The sequence below is a fragment of the Microvirga sp. HS2 genome (genome assembly GCF_055792805.1).
The window spans coordinates 26,963-42,986 of the sequence record NZ_JBVVAJ010000040.1 but is presented as its reverse complement, the minus strand read 5'-3'; the positions used below and the strand labels follow the sequence as shown (position 1 = coordinate 42,986).

Annotated in this window: 11 protein-coding genes and 1 pseudogene; 7 read left to right on the top strand and 5 right to left on the bottom strand. The window is 60.4% G+C overall.

The genetic code is table 11. The annotated features are described in order from the left end of the window. Nucleotides 1-107: 107 nt before the first annotated feature. Nucleotides 108-869 (top strand): annotated as a pseudogene (locus ACS5Q0_RS23550) (NAD(P)/FAD-dependent oxidoreductase); the annotation flags it as partial. A 141-nt stretch (nucleotides 870-1,010) separates the two neighbouring features. Beyond that, nucleotides 1,011-2,261, top strand: a complete 1,251-nt coding sequence (locus tag ACS5Q0_RS23545) for an MFS transporter (protein ID WP_473129088.1) — start codon at nucleotides 1,011-1,013, stop codon at nucleotides 2,259-2,261. 212 nt (nucleotides 2,262-2,473) lie between these two features. Here ACS5Q0_RS23545 and ACS5Q0_RS23540 read toward each other — a convergent pair whose 3' ends face one another. After that, the gene (locus tag ACS5Q0_RS23540; RefSeq protein WP_473129087.1) at nucleotides 2,474-3,157 is read right to left on the bottom strand and encodes a Spy/CpxP family protein refolding chaperone; all 684 of its coding nucleotides are present in this window, start codon (nucleotides 3,155-3,157) and stop codon (nucleotides 2,474-2,476) included. 91 nt (nucleotides 3,158-3,248) lie between these two features. Further along, a complete protein-coding gene (locus ACS5Q0_RS23535) occupies nucleotides 3,249-4,286 on the bottom strand; it encodes a cytochrome-c peroxidase (RefSeq protein ID WP_473129086.1) in 1,038 nt (345 codons plus the stop codon). A 539-nt stretch (nucleotides 4,287-4,825) separates the two neighbouring features. Between ACS5Q0_RS23535 and ACS5Q0_RS23530 the strand changes: the two genes are divergently transcribed. The 4 genes from ACS5Q0_RS23530 (at nucleotide 4,826) to petA (ending at nucleotide 9,349) form a co-directional block, all read left to right on the top strand. Next, nucleotides 4,826-5,827: a Bug family tripartite tricarboxylate transporter substrate binding protein gene (locus ACS5Q0_RS23530; RefSeq protein ID WP_473129085.1), complete on the top strand. Its 1,002-nt coding sequence runs from the start codon at nucleotides 4,826-4,828 to the stop codon at nucleotides 5,825-5,827. Between the two features lie 336 nt (nucleotides 5,828-6,163). Continuing rightward, nucleotides 6,164-7,348 (top strand): YncE family protein, encoded by a 1,185-nt coding sequence (locus tag ACS5Q0_RS23525; protein ID WP_473129084.1) that lies wholly within the window; start codon nucleotides 6,164-6,166, stop codon nucleotides 7,346-7,348. A 741-nt stretch (nucleotides 7,349-8,089) separates the two neighbouring features. Beyond that, the gene (locus tag ACS5Q0_RS23520; RefSeq protein ID WP_473129083.1) at nucleotides 8,090-8,452 is read left to right on the top strand and encodes an SPW repeat protein; all 363 of its coding nucleotides are present in this window, start codon (nucleotides 8,090-8,092) and stop codon (nucleotides 8,450-8,452) included. A gap of 351 nt (nucleotides 8,453-8,803) precedes the next feature. Beyond that, a complete protein-coding gene (petA, locus tag ACS5Q0_RS23515) occupies nucleotides 8,804-9,349 on the top strand; it encodes a ubiquinol-cytochrome c reductase iron-sulfur subunit (RefSeq protein ID WP_473129082.1) in 546 nt (181 codons plus the stop codon). Between the two features lie 59 nt (nucleotides 9,350-9,408). On the opposite strand, the gene ACS5Q0_RS23510 is transcribed toward petA, so the two are convergent. The 3 genes from ACS5Q0_RS23510 to ACS5Q0_RS23500 form a co-directional block, all read right to left on the bottom strand. Next, the gene (locus tag ACS5Q0_RS23510) at nucleotides 9,409-10,170 is read right to left on the bottom strand and encodes a DUF1614 domain-containing protein (protein ID WP_473129081.1); all 762 of its coding nucleotides are present in this window, start codon (nucleotides 10,168-10,170) and stop codon (nucleotides 9,409-9,411) included. 699 nt (nucleotides 10,171-10,869) lie between these two features. Continuing rightward, complete coding sequence (locus ACS5Q0_RS23505) at nucleotides 10,870-12,885, bottom strand: M10 family metallopeptidase C-terminal domain-containing protein (protein WP_473129080.1); 2,016 nt, start codon at nucleotides 12,883-12,885, stop codon at nucleotides 10,870-10,872. Nucleotides 12,886-13,301: 416 nt separating this feature from the next. Beyond that, nucleotides 13,302-13,604: a DUF6894 family protein gene (locus ACS5Q0_RS23500; protein WP_473129079.1), complete on the bottom strand. Its 303-nt coding sequence runs from the start codon at nucleotides 13,602-13,604 to the stop codon at nucleotides 13,302-13,304. Between the two features lie 550 nt (nucleotides 13,605-14,154). On the opposite strand from ACS5Q0_RS23500, the gene ACS5Q0_RS23495 reads away from it, so the two are divergent. After that, nucleotides 14,155-16,020, top strand: a complete 1,866-nt coding sequence (locus ACS5Q0_RS23495; protein WP_473129078.1) for a PAS domain-containing protein — start codon at nucleotides 14,155-14,157, stop codon at nucleotides 16,018-16,020. Nucleotides 16,021-16,024: the final 4 nt, after the last annotated feature.

Below are 16,024 nucleotides of genomic sequence, written 5' to 3'. Positions count from 1 at the left end.
GAGTGGAAGATGCCGCCACGGGAGTGGAGCATGGCGAAAGCCCAGTTCGCCATTCTGTTCGAAGGCCGCTTCAGGCTGGGATGATGAACCCGGCCCTTACACGGAAATTCCGACAGTCCCGGACGCTCAAGAACATCGAAGTCGAGTTCCACACCTCTGGAGCGGTACTGTTTGGGGTCGAGTACTACGTTCCCTCGCTGATGCGGTACGTCGAGAAATATGGGGCCAGGCTCAATTTCGGCTCGACCCTGAAGGCGGTGGACGGCCCGGCGAGAAAGGCGTTCTTCGAGACGAAGAGAGCTGACGGCTCGGTCGAGAGGGTCGAGCGCAGTTTCGACATGATCCATGTCTGCCCGCCGCAGCGGGCCCCCGGATTCGTGCGCGAGAGCCCGTTGGCCGATCAGGCGGGCTGGATCGAGGTCGATCCGGCCACCCTGCAGCATCCGCGCTTCGGCAATGTGTTCGGCGCTGGCGATGCCTGCTCGGCTCCGAACGCGAAGACGGCGGCGGCCGCACGGAAACAGGCGCCGGTGGTGGCCGAGAACGTCCTGTGCGTTCTCGACGGGCAGGCTCCACGGGCCGTGTATGACGGCTACGGCTCGTGCCCGCTGACGGTGGAGCGGGGCAAGATCGTGCTGGCCGAGTTCGGCTACGGCGGCAAGATCCTGCCGACGTTCCCATTCCTGGACGGACGCAAGCCGAGCCGGCTCGCCTGGTTCCTCAAGGAGAAGATGTTGCCGGCGATCTATTGGGACCTGATGCTCAAGGGGCATGAGTGGCTGGCGAAGCCGGAGCTGCTGCCGCATAAGCCCGGATCCCACGAGGCCCAGGCGGCTCTGGTTCAGGACCTCAACAAGGGAGCCCATTAGCCGCAATGCCACTCCCACAGACGGGTGCCCGGGTTTGTATCCGCGACAGCCTCCAGAGTGAGTTCGGGATGAAGAGGAGCATGCGAAGCCCGCAACAGGCGAACTGAGACGGGAGCTTCATGACGAACGAGGTCCAGCCAGATGACGGAAGTTCGCCTTGGACTGCGGCGCAACCTGCCGCAGTTCACGTTGCTTGTCGTGGTGAACGCCTTCGTGGGCGCGATGGTGGGGATGGAGCGCAGCATCCTGCCGGCTCTCGCCGAGCAGGAATTCGCGCTTGCCGCCAAGTCGGCGATCCTGGCCTTCATCGCGGTGTTCGGGGTCAGCAAGGCTCTCGCCAACTACCTCGCCGGGCGCCTGTCCGACCGCTATGGCCGCAAGCACGTGCTGGTGGCAGGATGGTCGATCGCGGCACCCGTACCCTTCCTCCTGATATGGGCGCCGACGTGGTCGTGGGTGCTTGCGGCCAATGTCTTGCTCGGCATCAGCCAGGGGCTGACCTGGTCGACCACGGTGATCATGAAAATCGACCTGGCGGGCCCGCGCAACCGCGGCCTGGCGATGGGTCTCAACGAGTTCGCCGGGTATTTCGCGGTGGCGCTGGCCGCCTGGGCCACCGGCTGGATCGCCGCACGCTATGGCTTGCGCCCGCAGCCGTTCTACCTCGGCGTTGCTTTCGTGGCGGTTGGTCTCACCTTGTCGGCCTGGATGGTCCGGGACACGCAGCAGCATGCCCGGTACGAGGCCGAGCACCATGCCGGCCCGCAGGATCAGGCACTTAGCCAAAGCGAGATCTTCCGGCGGACATCCCTGACCGATCCGAATCTTTCGAGCGTCAGTCAGGCGGGCCTCGTCAACAACCTGAACGACGGCATGGCATGGGGGCTGTTTCCTCTGGTTTTCGCCGCCGCCGGGATGGACCTCGCGCAGATCGGGGTTCTCGCTGGGCTCTACCCCATGGTCTGGGGCCTGCTTCAGCTCGGCACCGGTGCTTGGTCCGACCGGGTCGGGCGCAAATGGCTGATCGCAGCAGGCATGTGGATCCAGGCTGCGGGCATCGCCCTGATCGCACTTGCGACGGGCTTTGCCGGTTTCGCCAGCGGCGCTGCCCTGTTGGGGATCGGAACGGCCATGGTGTACCCGACGCTTCTCGCTGCCATCGGCGACGTCGCCCATCCGAGCTGGCGCGCGTCGGCGGTGGGCGTGTACCGCCTATGGCGGGATCTCGGCTATGCGTTCGGGGCCCTGCTCGCCGGGGTCACGGCCGACCTCTTCGGGCTCGGCCCGGCCATGTGGCTGGTGGCTGCCCTGACCTTCGGCTCGGGATTGGTGGTGGCGGTCCGGATGACGGAAACCAGACAACTGTCGCGCCCCGGCAGGGCGGATCAATAGCGAAGGAGCCGGCGGAATGATGCACGACATGGGCGGCATGAGCTGGGGCATGGGTGCAATGAGCCTGATCTGGCTTCTCCTCCTGATCCTGCTCATTCTGGGGATCGTCGCGCTCGTGAAATATCTTCTGAAGTGAAATGGCATGGCGGACGAGCAACTGCCCGCCCGCGTCCAGCGTGATCCCAAGCGAACCCGCTACTTGGGTTTAAGTACTAGCGGTTGTCCTGTGTATCGCCGGTGTCGTCATCGTCATCATCGTCGTTGGTTCCGCCAGGCATCATGCCTCCGCCGGGCCCCATCATTCCCCGGCCCATCATTGGTCCCATCATGCCGCGACCACCCATGCGGACGAGCACCTGCAGCCGCCGCTTCTGCGCCTCGTCGAGTGTCGCGTAGAGCGGCGAGGCGGCATCCGCGAGCTTACGCATGGCGTCCGCTCCCTGGCTCATGCGCTCAGCCATGCCACGGAGCAGACCGACCGGATCGGTTGCCATCATTCCCCGGGCCTGGCGCATGGCCTGCAGGTGGCTGGCGTGGAGTGTGGCGAGATTCCGGAACGCATTTTCGACGGGAGGCCACAGCTTTTCCTGCTCGGCGGACAGCTTCAGACCGGCATGGACCGCCGCCACGTGAGCGTCAATGAAGGCACTCATGTCCTCGGGCGAGAAGCCGCCCATCATGCCCCGGCCGGGACGCCCCATCATTCCTCCACTCATCATGCCGCTTGGCCCGCCCTGGCCTTGCTGCATCATAGCCCCGCCCATGGGCCGGCCTTGCATCATCTGGCCCATGGGCATTTGGGTCCCGCTTTGCGCCGGCGGCGTCTGCGTCTGGGCTGCGGCACTGAAGGCCAGAAGACTTCCTGCGCAAACAGCAACAATGATCAGATGTTTCATGATGTCGACCTCGCTCGGGGACCTATTCCGCTCTCACAGGCTGTGAGGAGTTGAATTCGAGTTGCTTTGGGCGCCCTGCCCCTGAGATCCGCTACGGCTCTGGCCGGGGCGTCGTGGCGACACTGGGCGGCAGGATCGGGTAGGTGACCTGCGGCTGGTCCCCGGTCAGCGTCTGCAGGAAGGCCGTGATCCGGTCGATCTCCTGATCCGTCAGCTCGGCCCCGAGCTGGCTCGTGCCCATCACGGCTACTGCCTGGCGCAGGTCCCAGCTCTCGCCGCTGTGGAAGTAGGGCGGCGTCAGGGCGATGTTGCGCAATGTCGGCACCTTGAACACGTATTCGTCGCTCACTGTCTTGGTGACCATCAGCCGGCCCTTGTCCTGCGGCGGCAGGATGTCGGCGCCCGGCTTCTGCACCACGCCGAAGGGCGCATACATGCCGCCGCCGATGTTGATGCCGCTGTGGCAGGAGGAGCAGCCCTTGTCCATGAACACGCGAAGGCCTTCGGTCTGCTCGGCCGTCATGGCCTTGTCGTCGCCGTTGAGCCAGCGGTCGAAGGGAGCGTTGGGCGTGATCAGCGTGGCCTCGAAGGCCGCGATGGCATCCCGCACGTTGGCAAACGTGATCGGATCCTGTTGGCCCGGGAAGGCTTTCTGGAACGGCTCGGCATAGCCGGGAATGCCCTTGAGCTGCTGGACCGTGTGCGCCTCGGTGGTGGCCATCTCGATCGGGTTGACGAGCGGGCCGCCGGCCTGCGCGCGCAGGTCCTCGGCGCGCCCGTCCCAGAACTGGGCTGTGTTGAAAACGGAGTTCAGCACCGTCGGGGCGTTGCGGCCACCGCGCTGCCAGCGATGGCCGATCGAGGTCTTCTCGAGGTCGACTCCGCCCATGCCAACGATATGGCAGGAATTGCAGCTGATGGCGTGGCTCTCAGACAGGCGCGGCTCGAAGTAGAGCATCTTGCCGAGCTCGACCCGCGCCGGCGTGGTCTCGATGCCCTTCACGGCCGGTGGCGTGGTCGGCAGCGGTTGGAACGTTGCCTTGGCGGTGGTCCGGAGATCGCTCTGGGCCAGCGCCGCTCCCGCGGCAAGACCGCAGGCTGCGACGGAAACAAGCAGGACAGTCCTCATGACACATCCCTCCTGATGCGGCACGAACGGCTTTTCAGAATCGCCCCATATAAATTGGCTGTCTCGGACTATTCGGAGTGAGGGTCGGATGACACCTCGGGACGACCTCCGGCGAGGGTGGTCAACGCGAAGACGTGTTGATGATGCACTCGCAGCTTGTGATGTAGATTGTCACGGCCCGGAGGTCCTTCGCAGCTGAATGAAAAGCCGGTGCAACCGTAACCGCCTCAAAGGGATAACTGTTCTCTCCTTGTATCCGCTGAACGAGCCGTCCTGCCGTGCGGCCGCAATGATCAATCTACACGCGTTGAAAGATGCTTCTTACCAGATGGCGATCATGAGAAGCTTTTGATCTCGGCTCACATATGATCTGGCGCTAACATTGATAGTCTCATGATCGAGTTGGCTAAGCAGGGATAGCCCCTGGATGGAGTCCAGCTCGGCCTTGTATTGCTCTCGGCGATCTATTGCGCTCTCATACGAGCTGCCGTGTCTTTGCTTCGGCGCGGTCATAAACAACGATTGTTTAGGGAGCTACAATGCAACTTTTCTCCAAGCCTACTCGTCGGGACGCGCTCGGTTTCCTTCTTGGCGTGGCCGCCTGTATGGCATTCGGTGTGGCTCACGCCCAGGATACGCCATATCCCTCCCGGCCAGTGCGCCTCATCGTGCCGTTTCCCGCAGGCGGCACCACTGACATTTTCGCGCGCCTCTTGGGAGACAAGCTGTCGCGATCGCTAGGGCAGCAATTCATCATCGAAAACCGCGGCGGAGCGGGCGGCAACATCGGCGCGGATGCCGTCGCGAAGGCGGATCCTGACGGGTATAGCCTCGTGATGGGAACGGTTGGAACGCACGCCATCAATTCAAGCCTCTATGCTAAGATGCCCTATAATCCGCTCACGGATTTCGCTCCGGTCGCCTATGTGGCCGGGGTGCCGAACCTAATGGTGGTGAGTCCCAAAAAAGTGAAGGCTACCACCGTCAAAGAGTTCATTGAAGAAGCGAAGGCGGCACCAGGCAAGTTCAACATGGCATCGTCCGGTAATGGCACCTCGATTCACCTCTCAGGGGAGTTGTTCAAGCAGATGACGGGAGTCGAGATGCCCCACGTGCCCTACAGGGGCAGCGGGCCGGCGGTGAACGACCTCATCAGTGGGCAGGTCGATGTGATGTTCGACAACCTGCCGTCGTCGATCGAGCAGGTGCGGGCCGGCAATCTGCGGGCGCTCGCCGTCACCTCATTGCAGCGCTCACCCGCAATTCCTGATACGCCGACACTTGCAGAGGCCGGCGTCCCGGGCTTCGAGGCTTCGAGTTGGTTCGCTCTGTTCGCACCGAAAGGAACTCCGCCCGAGATCGTCAACAAGCTCAATCGGGAGGTCCGTCAGGCGCTGGAGGCGCCCGAACTGCAGAAGCGGTTTGGGGAAATCGGCGGCGAGAGCAAGCCGATGAGCCCCGACGAGCTCGCGGCCTATGTGAAGGCGGAGCACGACAAATGGGCTAAGGTTGTCGCGGCTTCGGGGGCAAAAGTGGATTAGCCCCCTGGCCGAATGCCAGCCCTGCATATCGGCTCCGATGTCGCCACCGCAAAGGCGATAGCGGGTAAATCCATTCGAAGGCAGTTCCGCCAAGCGGATATCCAAGGCCAGGCGCCCGGTTGCGCCTTGGCCGCACTTTTCCAACCGACTCCACCAGGGAAGCCTGACGATGTTCATCACGGCTTGAGTGGCTAGTAATCTTTATCGCTTCTGAATCTGGGGCAAATCGCCAACGGGAGCATGGCAACCCGTTTCGACTGCGCATCTCTACCCTATTGTGTGGAGACGAAGCATGTCGATTCCCGCCAGCCATAATAGATTTTGTCGGAGTCCATCATGTCCCGTCAGAGCCGATCCGGTTGCGTGGTTCCATGTCTGGTCGTGCTCCTTCTCTGTATTTCGCAAGCGTCCTGGGCCCAGGACGCAAAGGGGCCTGCCGCCGCCATCGACACTCTGCCCGGAATGCCGCCTGTGCTCGACCCTTCCAATCTCTACGGAGAGGCGTCGGCCGACGGGCTGAGCCAAGCGGCCGCCTCGGCTTTGCCCAGGGTTTATGTGCCCAACGTGAAGTCCGGCAATGTCGATGTGATCGATCCCGCAACCCTCAAAGTCGTGGACCATTTCACGGCGGGGCGGAGCCCGCAGCACGTGGTACCCTCCTGGGACCTGAGGACCCTATGGGTGACCAACAGCTCGGATCGCTGGCACGGACAGGGCAGCCTGCTGCCGATCGACCCTGTCAGTGGCCAGCCCGGCCACCCGATCCCGGTGCCCGATGCCTACAATATGTACTTCACTCCAGACGGTCGCTCGGCTCTCGTCGTCGCCGAAGCCTATCGGCGGCTGGAATTCCGCGACCCGAGGACGATGGCGCTGCAGCACAGCCTGCCGGTTCCGCAATGCGCCGGGATCAATCATGCCGACTTTTCCATCGATGGACGCTACGCCATCTTCACCTGCGAGTTCGGCGGCAGCCTCGTCAAGATCGATCTCGTCCAGAGCGCGGTGGTCGGCTCCTTGCGGCTTTCGAAGGGCGGCATGCCACAGGGCATCCGGATCTCACCGGACGGCAAGGTCTTCTACGTGGCCGACATGCGAGCCGACGGCGTGCTCCTGGTGGATGGCGAGTCTCTGGCTGAGGTTGGGTTCATCCCCACGGGCCCCGGCACGCACGGTCTCTACCCCAGCCGGGACGGCGCGAAGCTCTACGTGGCGAACCGCGGCTCCCACAAGACCAATGGGCCGCCCCACGGCCCCGGCAGTGTCTCGGTCATCGACTTCGCGACCCGCAGGGTCGAGGCCACGTGGCCGATCCCCAGCGGCGGCAGCCCGGACATGGGCAATGTCAGCGCAGACGGCAAGCAGCTCTGGCTGTCCGGTCGCTACGACGGCGTGGTCTATGTGATCGACACCGCGACCGGCGAGATGAAGACCATTCCGGTCGGCAGGAGCCCGCATGGCCTCACCGTTTGGCCGCAGCCCGGCCGTTATTCGCTCGGGCACACGGGCAATATGCGCTGAGGCACTGTCAATCGCCCTCATCAGTGCCCTCCGGTGCCCTGTTCTCAGGCTCAGGCCCCACCGGGCGCTCGACCGAACTGCCGTTCCCGGCAGCGAGACCGCACCCGAAACGAGTCGTTCAGGGCCGGGTCTGAAAGAGGAGGCGGCTATGGTACAAGCCGACCTCAGTGACGATTGATCAATAAGGATCCGCCGTCCTGCGAACGGCCCAGAACGTTCCACCGGACCTTTTGCGGAACGTTGTTCGGGGACCCGGAGCTTTACTCCTGCGGCCCGCCCCGCTTGGTGCGCTTTACGCCAGTGACACTTCTCTTCTCGGGAACAATCGTGTCCCTCCTCATTCGCCTCTAAGTCGTCGCGCCTACACTGGATGCTATGGAGGGGATCCGAACAATCGAAGGAGATCGACTATGCTTCATCTGAATCGAAGGGTTCTTCCGATTGCGGCCGCAGCCTTCCTGAGCGCCGCTCCGATGGCGTATGCGGCACAAGGCCATGTCCACCATCCCGTAATGGGGCCGCCGATCCACCATCGGGCGTCACCTCTTGAAAGCAGGGTCGGCGGGCCGGAGCTCTGGCCGCCATGTCTCCAAGGCTCGCCTGCCTGTACGGCGGCTGGTTACCCCAACCTGAGCTATGCCCGCAGGCTCCACGGAGCTCCATTCTAGGCCGATGCGCGCGGCTGCCGGATGTCGCGGGCTGGCGCCGTCCGCGGTCCCGCTTTGGAAAGGAAGTTCAACCATGTTGAAGAATTCGAATGAACTGACGGCCATGAACGTCGTCAACGCTCTCCTGGCCGTCTTCCTCTTTGTCTCCCCTTGGATCCTCGGTTTTCGCGGAGTTCAAGCTGCTTCATGGAATGCTTGGGCCTGCGGCGTTCTCATTGCCGCATTGGCGGTGGCGGCCCTGGGCGAACTGCATGAGTGGGAGGAATGGACGAACGCCGTCATCGGGCTGTGGACGGCAATCGCACCGTGGGTCCTCGGATTTACCAGCGTGCGGAATGCCCTGTGGGTCCATGTAGGGATCGGAATCGTCGTCGCCATCATCGCCGCGGTCGAAGCCTGGCTTTTGCACGGCAACCCACCGGCCCGCGCCGCATAACACGGCATATAACGCTTGGGCTCGTGAATTGATCCAGGCGCACGAGGGCACTCAGGGATCTTCCGTGCTCAGACGACGCCTGAGATGAGGTTGAGAGGTGACTGTGATGCTCCGCGAAGTTCCATCCGGTGGCTGGCAGTCAAAAATCATGTGGGTACTTTTGGTACTCATCAGAGCGGTAGGACTGTTCCTGCTGGTAGCGGGTCACTTCTGAAGTGATCGCGTCGGAAGACGATCCTTGAACAATCATCGCTCTTGGTCGAGGCGAGGTACTCGCACGGATATCCTGGAGGCGATGACGCCGATGAGAATTGCCATGCCTTTATGACTGCCGCCCGAAGAGGACGCCTCATGTCAGAGATCCGTTCGCCGTCCGTAACAACCCCCACCCGCCGCGACTTTCTGTTCATCGCAACCGGGGCGGCAGCCGTCGTCGGGGCAGGAGCAACAATCTGGCCGTTCATCTCATCATTGGCGCCTGATGCGGCCACCATTGCGGCTGGCGCGCCCGTCGATGTTGATCTGGCACCGATTGCGATCGGGCAGATCGTCAAGGTGTTCTGGCGCGGTAAGTTGATCTTCATCCGTCACCGTAACGAGCGCGAGATTGCAGAAGCACGCGCGACTCCGCTATCGGAACTGATCGATCCTCAGACTGATCAGGCGCGCGTCAAACCCGGCCACGCGGAGTGGCTCATCGTCTTCGGGAACTGTACGCACCTAGGCTGCGTCCCACTTGCCCACCAGGGACAGTATGATGGCTGGTTCTGTCCATGCCATGGGTCCTTGTATGACACATCAGGCCGTGTCCGACGCGGCCCTGCACCCCTCAACCTGCCGATCCCTCCCTATGAGTTCACTTCGGATACCAAGATTCAGATTGGGCAGAATGCGTGAGGTGGAACGACAGACATCATCGACAGGAGATCGTCACGCATTCAGGCGTCGATCTGGTCTCACTCGTGGACCTTGCCTTGGTATGATGAGGTGGCTGCACCTGAATGCCGCTCCTCTGGTCTGCGCGGGCTTGTGAGACTGGCCAGCAGCACGGCGACAACGCCAGTCACGAAAACTCCGTCGAATGTTCCCGCCCCGCCGATCGACACGATCGGCGCACCAAGACCCTGTACCTTGTCCAGATTGAGAAGATCCGCACCGATCAGAGCACCCAAGCTGCCGCCGATATAAGCAAGCGGAGCCGCATGTTGTCGCGACAGAAGCAGTGCAATGATCGCGCTGGAAAGCGCCGGTACGAAGATTGGTAGCGCGATCCCCAGTCCGCGAACGGGCTGCGCGAGCATGTGGCAGACGCCTGAAACACCGACAACGCAAATCGCGCTGAGCCACCAGATCCGGCTTCTTGAAGCGAGATAAAGTGACGTCAATCCAGGAATCATGGCGCCGCCCACGTTCACCGCGATGAGGGTGCCAGGCCAGTCGACCACAATTGGAACGACATATCTCATGCCGAAGAAGTTGATGACCTGACCTGACACGATCTGCTGCTCGGGCAGGTGCAAGATGGGGACATTGACATAGCTCCCCAACAGAGATCCCAGAAGCAAGAGCCAGGCGACACCCGGACGGATGCCCATCCGACGATACGCGAAGTGCAGGGCTCCAATCTGGATCAGAGTGAAAACGAGCGATAGAAGGCCAAAGAGCAAGAGAAAGAACGGGCCAGAGAGCGGCAGGTAGTTTGTTTGGCTGATGTGCATCCTACCAATCTCCCCACGAGGCCTCATTGGAGATATTTATCAGGGAGGCGGGTGTTCCATGGGCCAGCACGAAGGTCAGCAACACTTTACGCTCTCCGCCAGTTTCCAAACGAATGCCGTGTGGGAACCAGCCAACCGTGGAGACGCTTGGCGCTTCCACGCTACACGAGTTGACAGTCCCGATAGGACCAGCTCTGAATACGGCACGTCGTCAGAATGCAGCCTCGTCTGGCCCGTCCTATAGATCAAACTCGACGTTTGTGACTCTTGACGTGCGGGATCAAACGCTCGTTGACTTTCATCAATTGGCGAATTCTTGGTCGATGCCGCTGAGGGCTGAGGCGTGCACCTCGGCCGCAGGTCTCATCTTTCCGTCGAGGCCAATCCGCTCGAAGGCCGCGGTCACACCGGACACGGCGAATGTCGTGAACCTGGGATTCCCTTATATGCGTAGCTACTGCTGTAAGGGCTTGGGGATCGGCGTCGAGTGACGTGGTTTGGGCTCCTCAATCAGTCGGAACGCCACTGGAGGTGATTTCCAGTCTGTCGGCAACTGAAGAGGAACGGTGCAGGTTGTGAACAGAGACTGCCCTTCTTGGTTCTTGACTTCGAAGACATAGCCAGGCCGCTCCATCCGGCGGCACTCGCTCCATTGATCGAAAGCGATCCAGTCGCTCATCATCACAACCTCACTGTTTCTCAGAGATAGAAATCCGCTTTGGCGAGCGCCGATAGCCCTGAGACATTGATCTGGAGATCTGCCACCCCATCACCATTCACATCGGCGGACAGGATCCCGCTGCTGAATTTCAGCTGACCTGCGCTTCCGGTAAACGCTTTGCTTCCGATGAAGGTGAAAGCCTGGTCCCCTGCAAGCCTGGTGTTGGCGTCGATCCCACGCAGGTCGATGTGGTCCACCCCGCGCACGAAATCACGGATCGTATCCCGCGCGCCCGGGAGTGAGTCCTTGACCGAGGTGAACACGAATGTATCTGCCCCCGCATCACCATACAACGAATCCGCTCCGGCACCACCATAGAGCAGGTCGTTGCCATCACCTCCATAGAGCTTATCGTTGCCGCCGCGTCCATAGAGTTTATCGTTTCCTCCGCCACCCTTGATCGTGTTGGCGGCATCATTGCCGCGCAGATTGTCGGCATATTTGCTGCCGACGAGGCCCTCAATGCTCGAATAGGTGTCGCCGTACGCGTCTCGGCTATTCTTGGATGCAACCATCAGATCAGCCACCACGCCAGCCGTGGCGCTGGCATAGCTTGCATAATCAAAACCGTTGCCGCCGCTGAGGTAATCCCGACCGGCGCCGCCGTCGAGCACGTCGTTGCCATCACGGCCATAGAGCGTGTCATTGCCGCCCTTGCCGTAGAGCTTGTCATTGCCGGCGCCGCCCGAAAGCGTGTTGTTGTTGTCGGTTCCGGTCAGCGTCAGGTTCTGTGGGGCTGCCGCAGACGCATTGCTGGTCATCTGCGACAAGGAATAGGTCTTGTCGGAGAACTGGAACCATTCGACGCCTTTGACCAGATCCTTGCCGTCCGGTGCGCCAAAACGCATATCCGCGATCTGGAACGATCCGTCTGAGAGCATAGAGACGCTGTAGTTCGAGAACAGGCCACTGAACATGGCAGTGTCTGTTCCTACGCCGCCATCCAACGTATCGTTGCCCTTTCCGCCCGTCAGGCGGTCGTTGCCGGCTCCGCCCTTGAGGGTGTTCGCGACGTCATTGCCGGTGAGAATATCGTTTCCCGAGCCTCCGAGAGCGTTCTCGATCAGCGAGCGGACATCACCTTTGTAGAGTAGTGCGTTCGCGATATTGCCGGTCGCGATTTTCGAGCCGTCCCACTTCAGATTTGCCAGCTGAGCCGTGGAGGTGGTTGTCCACTGACCGGGCCGCAGGTCGACCTTCAAATTGCTAGTGTAATTCGAGAAGTCATACGTATCGTTGCCGCCGCCATCCCAGACCGTCAGCAGGATTTTGTTGCCGCCGGGCCTCCCCTGGCCGACATTGTTGATGAACATCTCGCCGGTCGTCGGACTCCAGGAATAGATCGTGCTTCCGCTGTTGGTGGCGTAGTTGGCGCCATACATGTGCTGCAGGGCGGCGATGTCGTACATCATCAGCGATTGAGAATAACCCCAAGTCTCATTGACGTAGCCGCTCGTGGTGGAAGCACCCACATACGAGCGATAGCTCATGACCGTGTATTCCATGGAATCCCGAGCTGTCGGCATGCCGCTCTCGTGCGAGTGCTCCAAGCCGAGAGAGTGCCCGATCTCATGGATGAAGGTCAGGTAGGCGTAGTTGCCCTTGACGGGATTGCTGTAAGCCCCGCTGGACTTGTTGAACCAGGCGTCTCCGCCTTCGGAGGAGGTGGTCGGAAAATACGCCCAGGCAGTGCTGGGCTTGTCCGACAGGGCAAACCGCAGGTCCGCATGCTGAGTGGAGGTTTCACCGATTTCACTGAAGCTGAGACTAGCCACTGAGGCAAACATCTTCAGGGCCGCGCGCGTGGCGCTCTGCTGACCAGCGTTGAGAACGCCGAAGTTGGTAACATTCTCTCCATCACCATAGGAGGGGCCGTAATACGCGCTGCTTGCCGGAAAACTGTAGGTAAAGCTGTTTACGGCCCATTTGACGTCGCCCAGGACGCCATCGATATAAGCGTTACCGGTCGGGCTGTAGGTCACGACAGCAGGCATGGATCCATCCAGTATGAGAGTTGATAGGCGTGCGCGAAAGATCGTTCGATGAGAAGCGCCTAGTTCCGGCACGATATAGCCGTCTCTGACCTGGGACACTACCCAGTGGGATGGGGTAGTCGGAGCCGAAACTGATCAGGTAAATGGATTAATGCGTGACACCCGTTTGCCGCAATAGGCACCACCCTGCGCTTCGGTCATTCCATGCTTTAGGGTGGAGATTTACTCTGTCGCGATGAGAGTTTCTGTACCAGATGTGCTAGGCTTTCAGGAAGGGGCGATTCCAGTATATCGCTGTATTCTGTCGCTAGCTGACGACCTAATACATCTAAGAGATCAGCGAAGGCGATCGGAACGGGTGTGTAAATCCCTCGGCTCCATATGCTCTCATCAACAAGCATCAGGAGCCTCCTTTATCAATTCACGAGTTGTCCTTGGCGAAGACTAGCGTGGCACGCTGTTGCTTCGGCGAGGCTGATGGATGACAGGACACGTCCTGAGATATCCATGATAGCGAGAGTCCAGCCCTCCCAGTCGCCTGAATTTCCTGCATTCTCCTGTTTCAAATCTTCAATCGCTTCCAAAGCGAGCGCCTTTGCAATGGCGAGATCGGCAACATCAACTCCAGTTTTGTCGAGGATGACGTCATCCGCATTAACGAGATGAAAGAAGCAATGCATCGGCAGGCATTCATTGTGGAAGTCACGGGCGCAGGACACCGCAAGCGGCCTTTTCTCACAACGACAATTCAGGGGTGTGAGTTTCGTCCTATTATTCGTGAGGCTTAGCCTTATGGCGCGCACAGAGCAAAATGTGTTCGCCAAGCCAAACCGCGAGATCAGCTTGTAATATCTGAGATTAAATCGCCCTCTAAGATGAGAAGATCTTTCCGATGCGCCGAAGGTTGCATCGTAGACACTTAGTGCGGCTGGATTTCCATACAGCGACCGAGCCTTGGGTCAGCTGAGCCCAGACAGGGGTGCTAAGTGGCCGGAACGATTGGTGTTTTATAACGTATCGCGAAAGACGCGATCGTTGATGCTTGAGCGAAACCAGCTCTTTGATAGTGGATCAACGGATTATTTATCGCATCTGAGCAAAAAATGCTCTTATCGCCTATCCATTGGCGACGCTCCAAGGCTTGAAAGTCGGCATATTTACGGCAGTTCAACTCCTAAGGCTTACCACTTTCGCGCATGGTTCACCCTTGTCTGGACGTGGAGACGTTTCGGGAGGCATTTCGGTTCGGGGCGTCGAGCGTGTGCAGAGATGTCGGAACTGAATGACATGAAATGTTTGCACGATATAGCGAAGCTGACCCCGGCCGGAACCTGGGAATGGGATTTCCTGTCAGGTGCTGTGACCTGGTCCGACGCGGTGTTCAGGCTGCTGGGCCTGGAGCCCGGGTCGATCCCACCTTCGTATGAGTTCTTCGTCAGCCGAATCCATCCCGACGACCAGCACGACGCAGAAGCGATCGGCTTCATGGCGCGCTCCGAGCAAACACTGAGCGCGGCATTTCGGATCATACGGCTCGATAGCACCGTCAGGTGGGTCACGAGCCTGGGCGAAGCTTTTCACGATGAGACCGGGAAGCTGGCTTGGGCATCAGGTATGCTGATCGATGTTACGGATTTGAGGGAGGCGCAGCTCGAGCTCGCAACGAGGGAGGCACGATACGAGGGGTTAGCGAGCGCAAATTCTCTCGGGCAGTGGCGCGCGAGCACTGAGGGCGAGGTGTTCGAGGCCGATTACTGGTGTGAATTCACCGGGCAGAGCGAGGACGAAGCGCGTGGCCTCGGATGGCTTAGCGCCGTGCATCCTGAGGATGTGGATGCTGTTTCGTCAACTTGGCATGATGCCATAAAGATCGGCAGCGGCACTCAATTCAGCTATCGCGTCCGTCACCACTCCGGCGAATACCGCTGGCTCGTCACGAAGATGGTCCCAATCAAAAACACCGACAGATCCGTGCGGGAATGGGTCGGCTCCAGTGAAGATATCCACGAGTGGCGCGAGGCACAAGAAGCTCTCAGGATCAGCGAGGAGCGGCTCCGTCTTGCACTCGAAGGGGCTCGCATGGTCACTTGGGACTACGATCACGAGAAAGATTATATCACACGTTCGGCCAACTCGCTCGATATCTATGGAATGGGATCCGGGCCAGCCAGCGAATTCTGGGTGCGGATCCATCCCGACGACCGTCCATTGGTGAAGCATGCTTTGGAGGTAAATCGAGAGACCGGCGCACGACTGCAGGTTCAGTATCGAATCTTCGACCCACACGGCGATCTCAAGTGGCTTCACTCAAGCGGGAGTATTCTGCGGAGTGTCCGCAAAGATTCCAACCGTACCATCGGGGTGACATTCGACATGACCTCGCAGATGTCGACCGAATTCCGCTACAGAGAGGTAGAGCGCGCGCACGCGGAGGTAACAAGTGCTTTGCATGCGCTGGAGGAACGGCATCGTGCCTTAAAGGGAATCGCAGGAGACATCGTTTGGAGTACAGACCCTGACGGGAAGAGCGTCGGTATGTCCGAATGGTGCAAATTTACCGGACTGACGGCAGACCAGATTCGAGGCTGGGGTTGGCTGAACGCGCTTCATCCGGCAGACCGTGAGCGGGCGCGCGACAGCTTGGAGCGTGTCGTTGAAGAGAGATCATGCCAGGCATTCGATTGTCGTGTGCGCGACAGGGATGGGGCGTACCATCGGATTAGAGTGCGCGTCGCTCCTGTGATTGCATCCGACGGGACGTGTCGAGAATGGATCGGAGCCTGTCACGCGACAAACGCGGTGCTTCTGGAGACGGGTAAGGTCCTCACCCATCATTCACAGGCGCCATGCCATGATCCGGCGACTGCCCGGCTCGTTCCGTGGCAGATTCGAGCGGCACGGGCGATCCTGGGCTGGTCGGCGCGCGAGCTCGCAGCAGCATCGGGGGTTTCTCTCTCGACCGTCCGGCGCATCGAAGAGGCTCAAAGCCACGATTCCCGCATGCTGGCAGCTGTTCGGAGCGCACTCGAACAGGCTGGAGTGGAATTCCTGATATCGCCGAACGGAAAGAGAAGCGTGACTACAGTCGAGTCAGTTGAAAAGATTGATGTGAATTGTTGGTCCGCCGTTGGTTGAAAAC

Excerpts from the sequence above, each read along its gene's own strand:
- ACS5Q0_RS23525 (WP_473129084.1), top strand. The coding sequence starts at position 6,164 with ATGTCCCGTCAGAGCCGATCCGGTTGCGTGGTTCCATGTCTGGTCGTG.
- petA (WP_473129082.1), top strand. The coding sequence starts at position 8,804 with ATGTCAGAGATCCGTTCGCCGTCCGTAACAACCCCCACCCGCCGCGAC.
- ACS5Q0_RS23530 (WP_473129085.1), top strand. The coding sequence starts at position 4,826 with ATGCAACTTTTCTCCAAGCCTACTCGTCGGGACGCGCTCGGTTTCCTT.
- ACS5Q0_RS23535 (WP_473129086.1), bottom strand. The coding sequence starts at position 4,286 with ATGAGGACTGTCCTGCTTGTTTCCGTCGCAGCCTGCGGTCTTGCCGCG.
- ACS5Q0_RS23545 (WP_473129088.1), top strand. The coding sequence starts at position 1,011 with ATGACGGAAGTTCGCCTTGGACTGCGGCGCAACCTGCCGCAGTTCACG.
- ACS5Q0_RS23540 (WP_473129087.1), bottom strand. The coding sequence starts at position 3,157 with ATGAAACATCTGATCATTGTTGCTGTTTGCGCAGGAAGTCTTCTGGCC.
- ACS5Q0_RS23510 (WP_473129081.1), bottom strand. The coding sequence starts at position 10,170 with ATGCACATCAGCCAAACAAACTACCTGCCGCTCTCTGGCCCGTTCTTT.
- ACS5Q0_RS23520 (WP_473129083.1), top strand. The coding sequence starts at position 8,090 with ATGTTGAAGAATTCGAATGAACTGACGGCCATGAACGTCGTCAACGCT.
- ACS5Q0_RS23495 (WP_473129078.1), top strand. The coding sequence starts at position 14,155 with ATGTCGGAACTGAATGACATGAAATGTTTGCACGATATAGCGAAGCTG.
- ACS5Q0_RS23505 (WP_473129080.1), bottom strand. The coding sequence starts at position 12,885 with ATGCCTGCTGTCGTGACCTACAGCCCGACCGGTAACGCTTATATCGAT.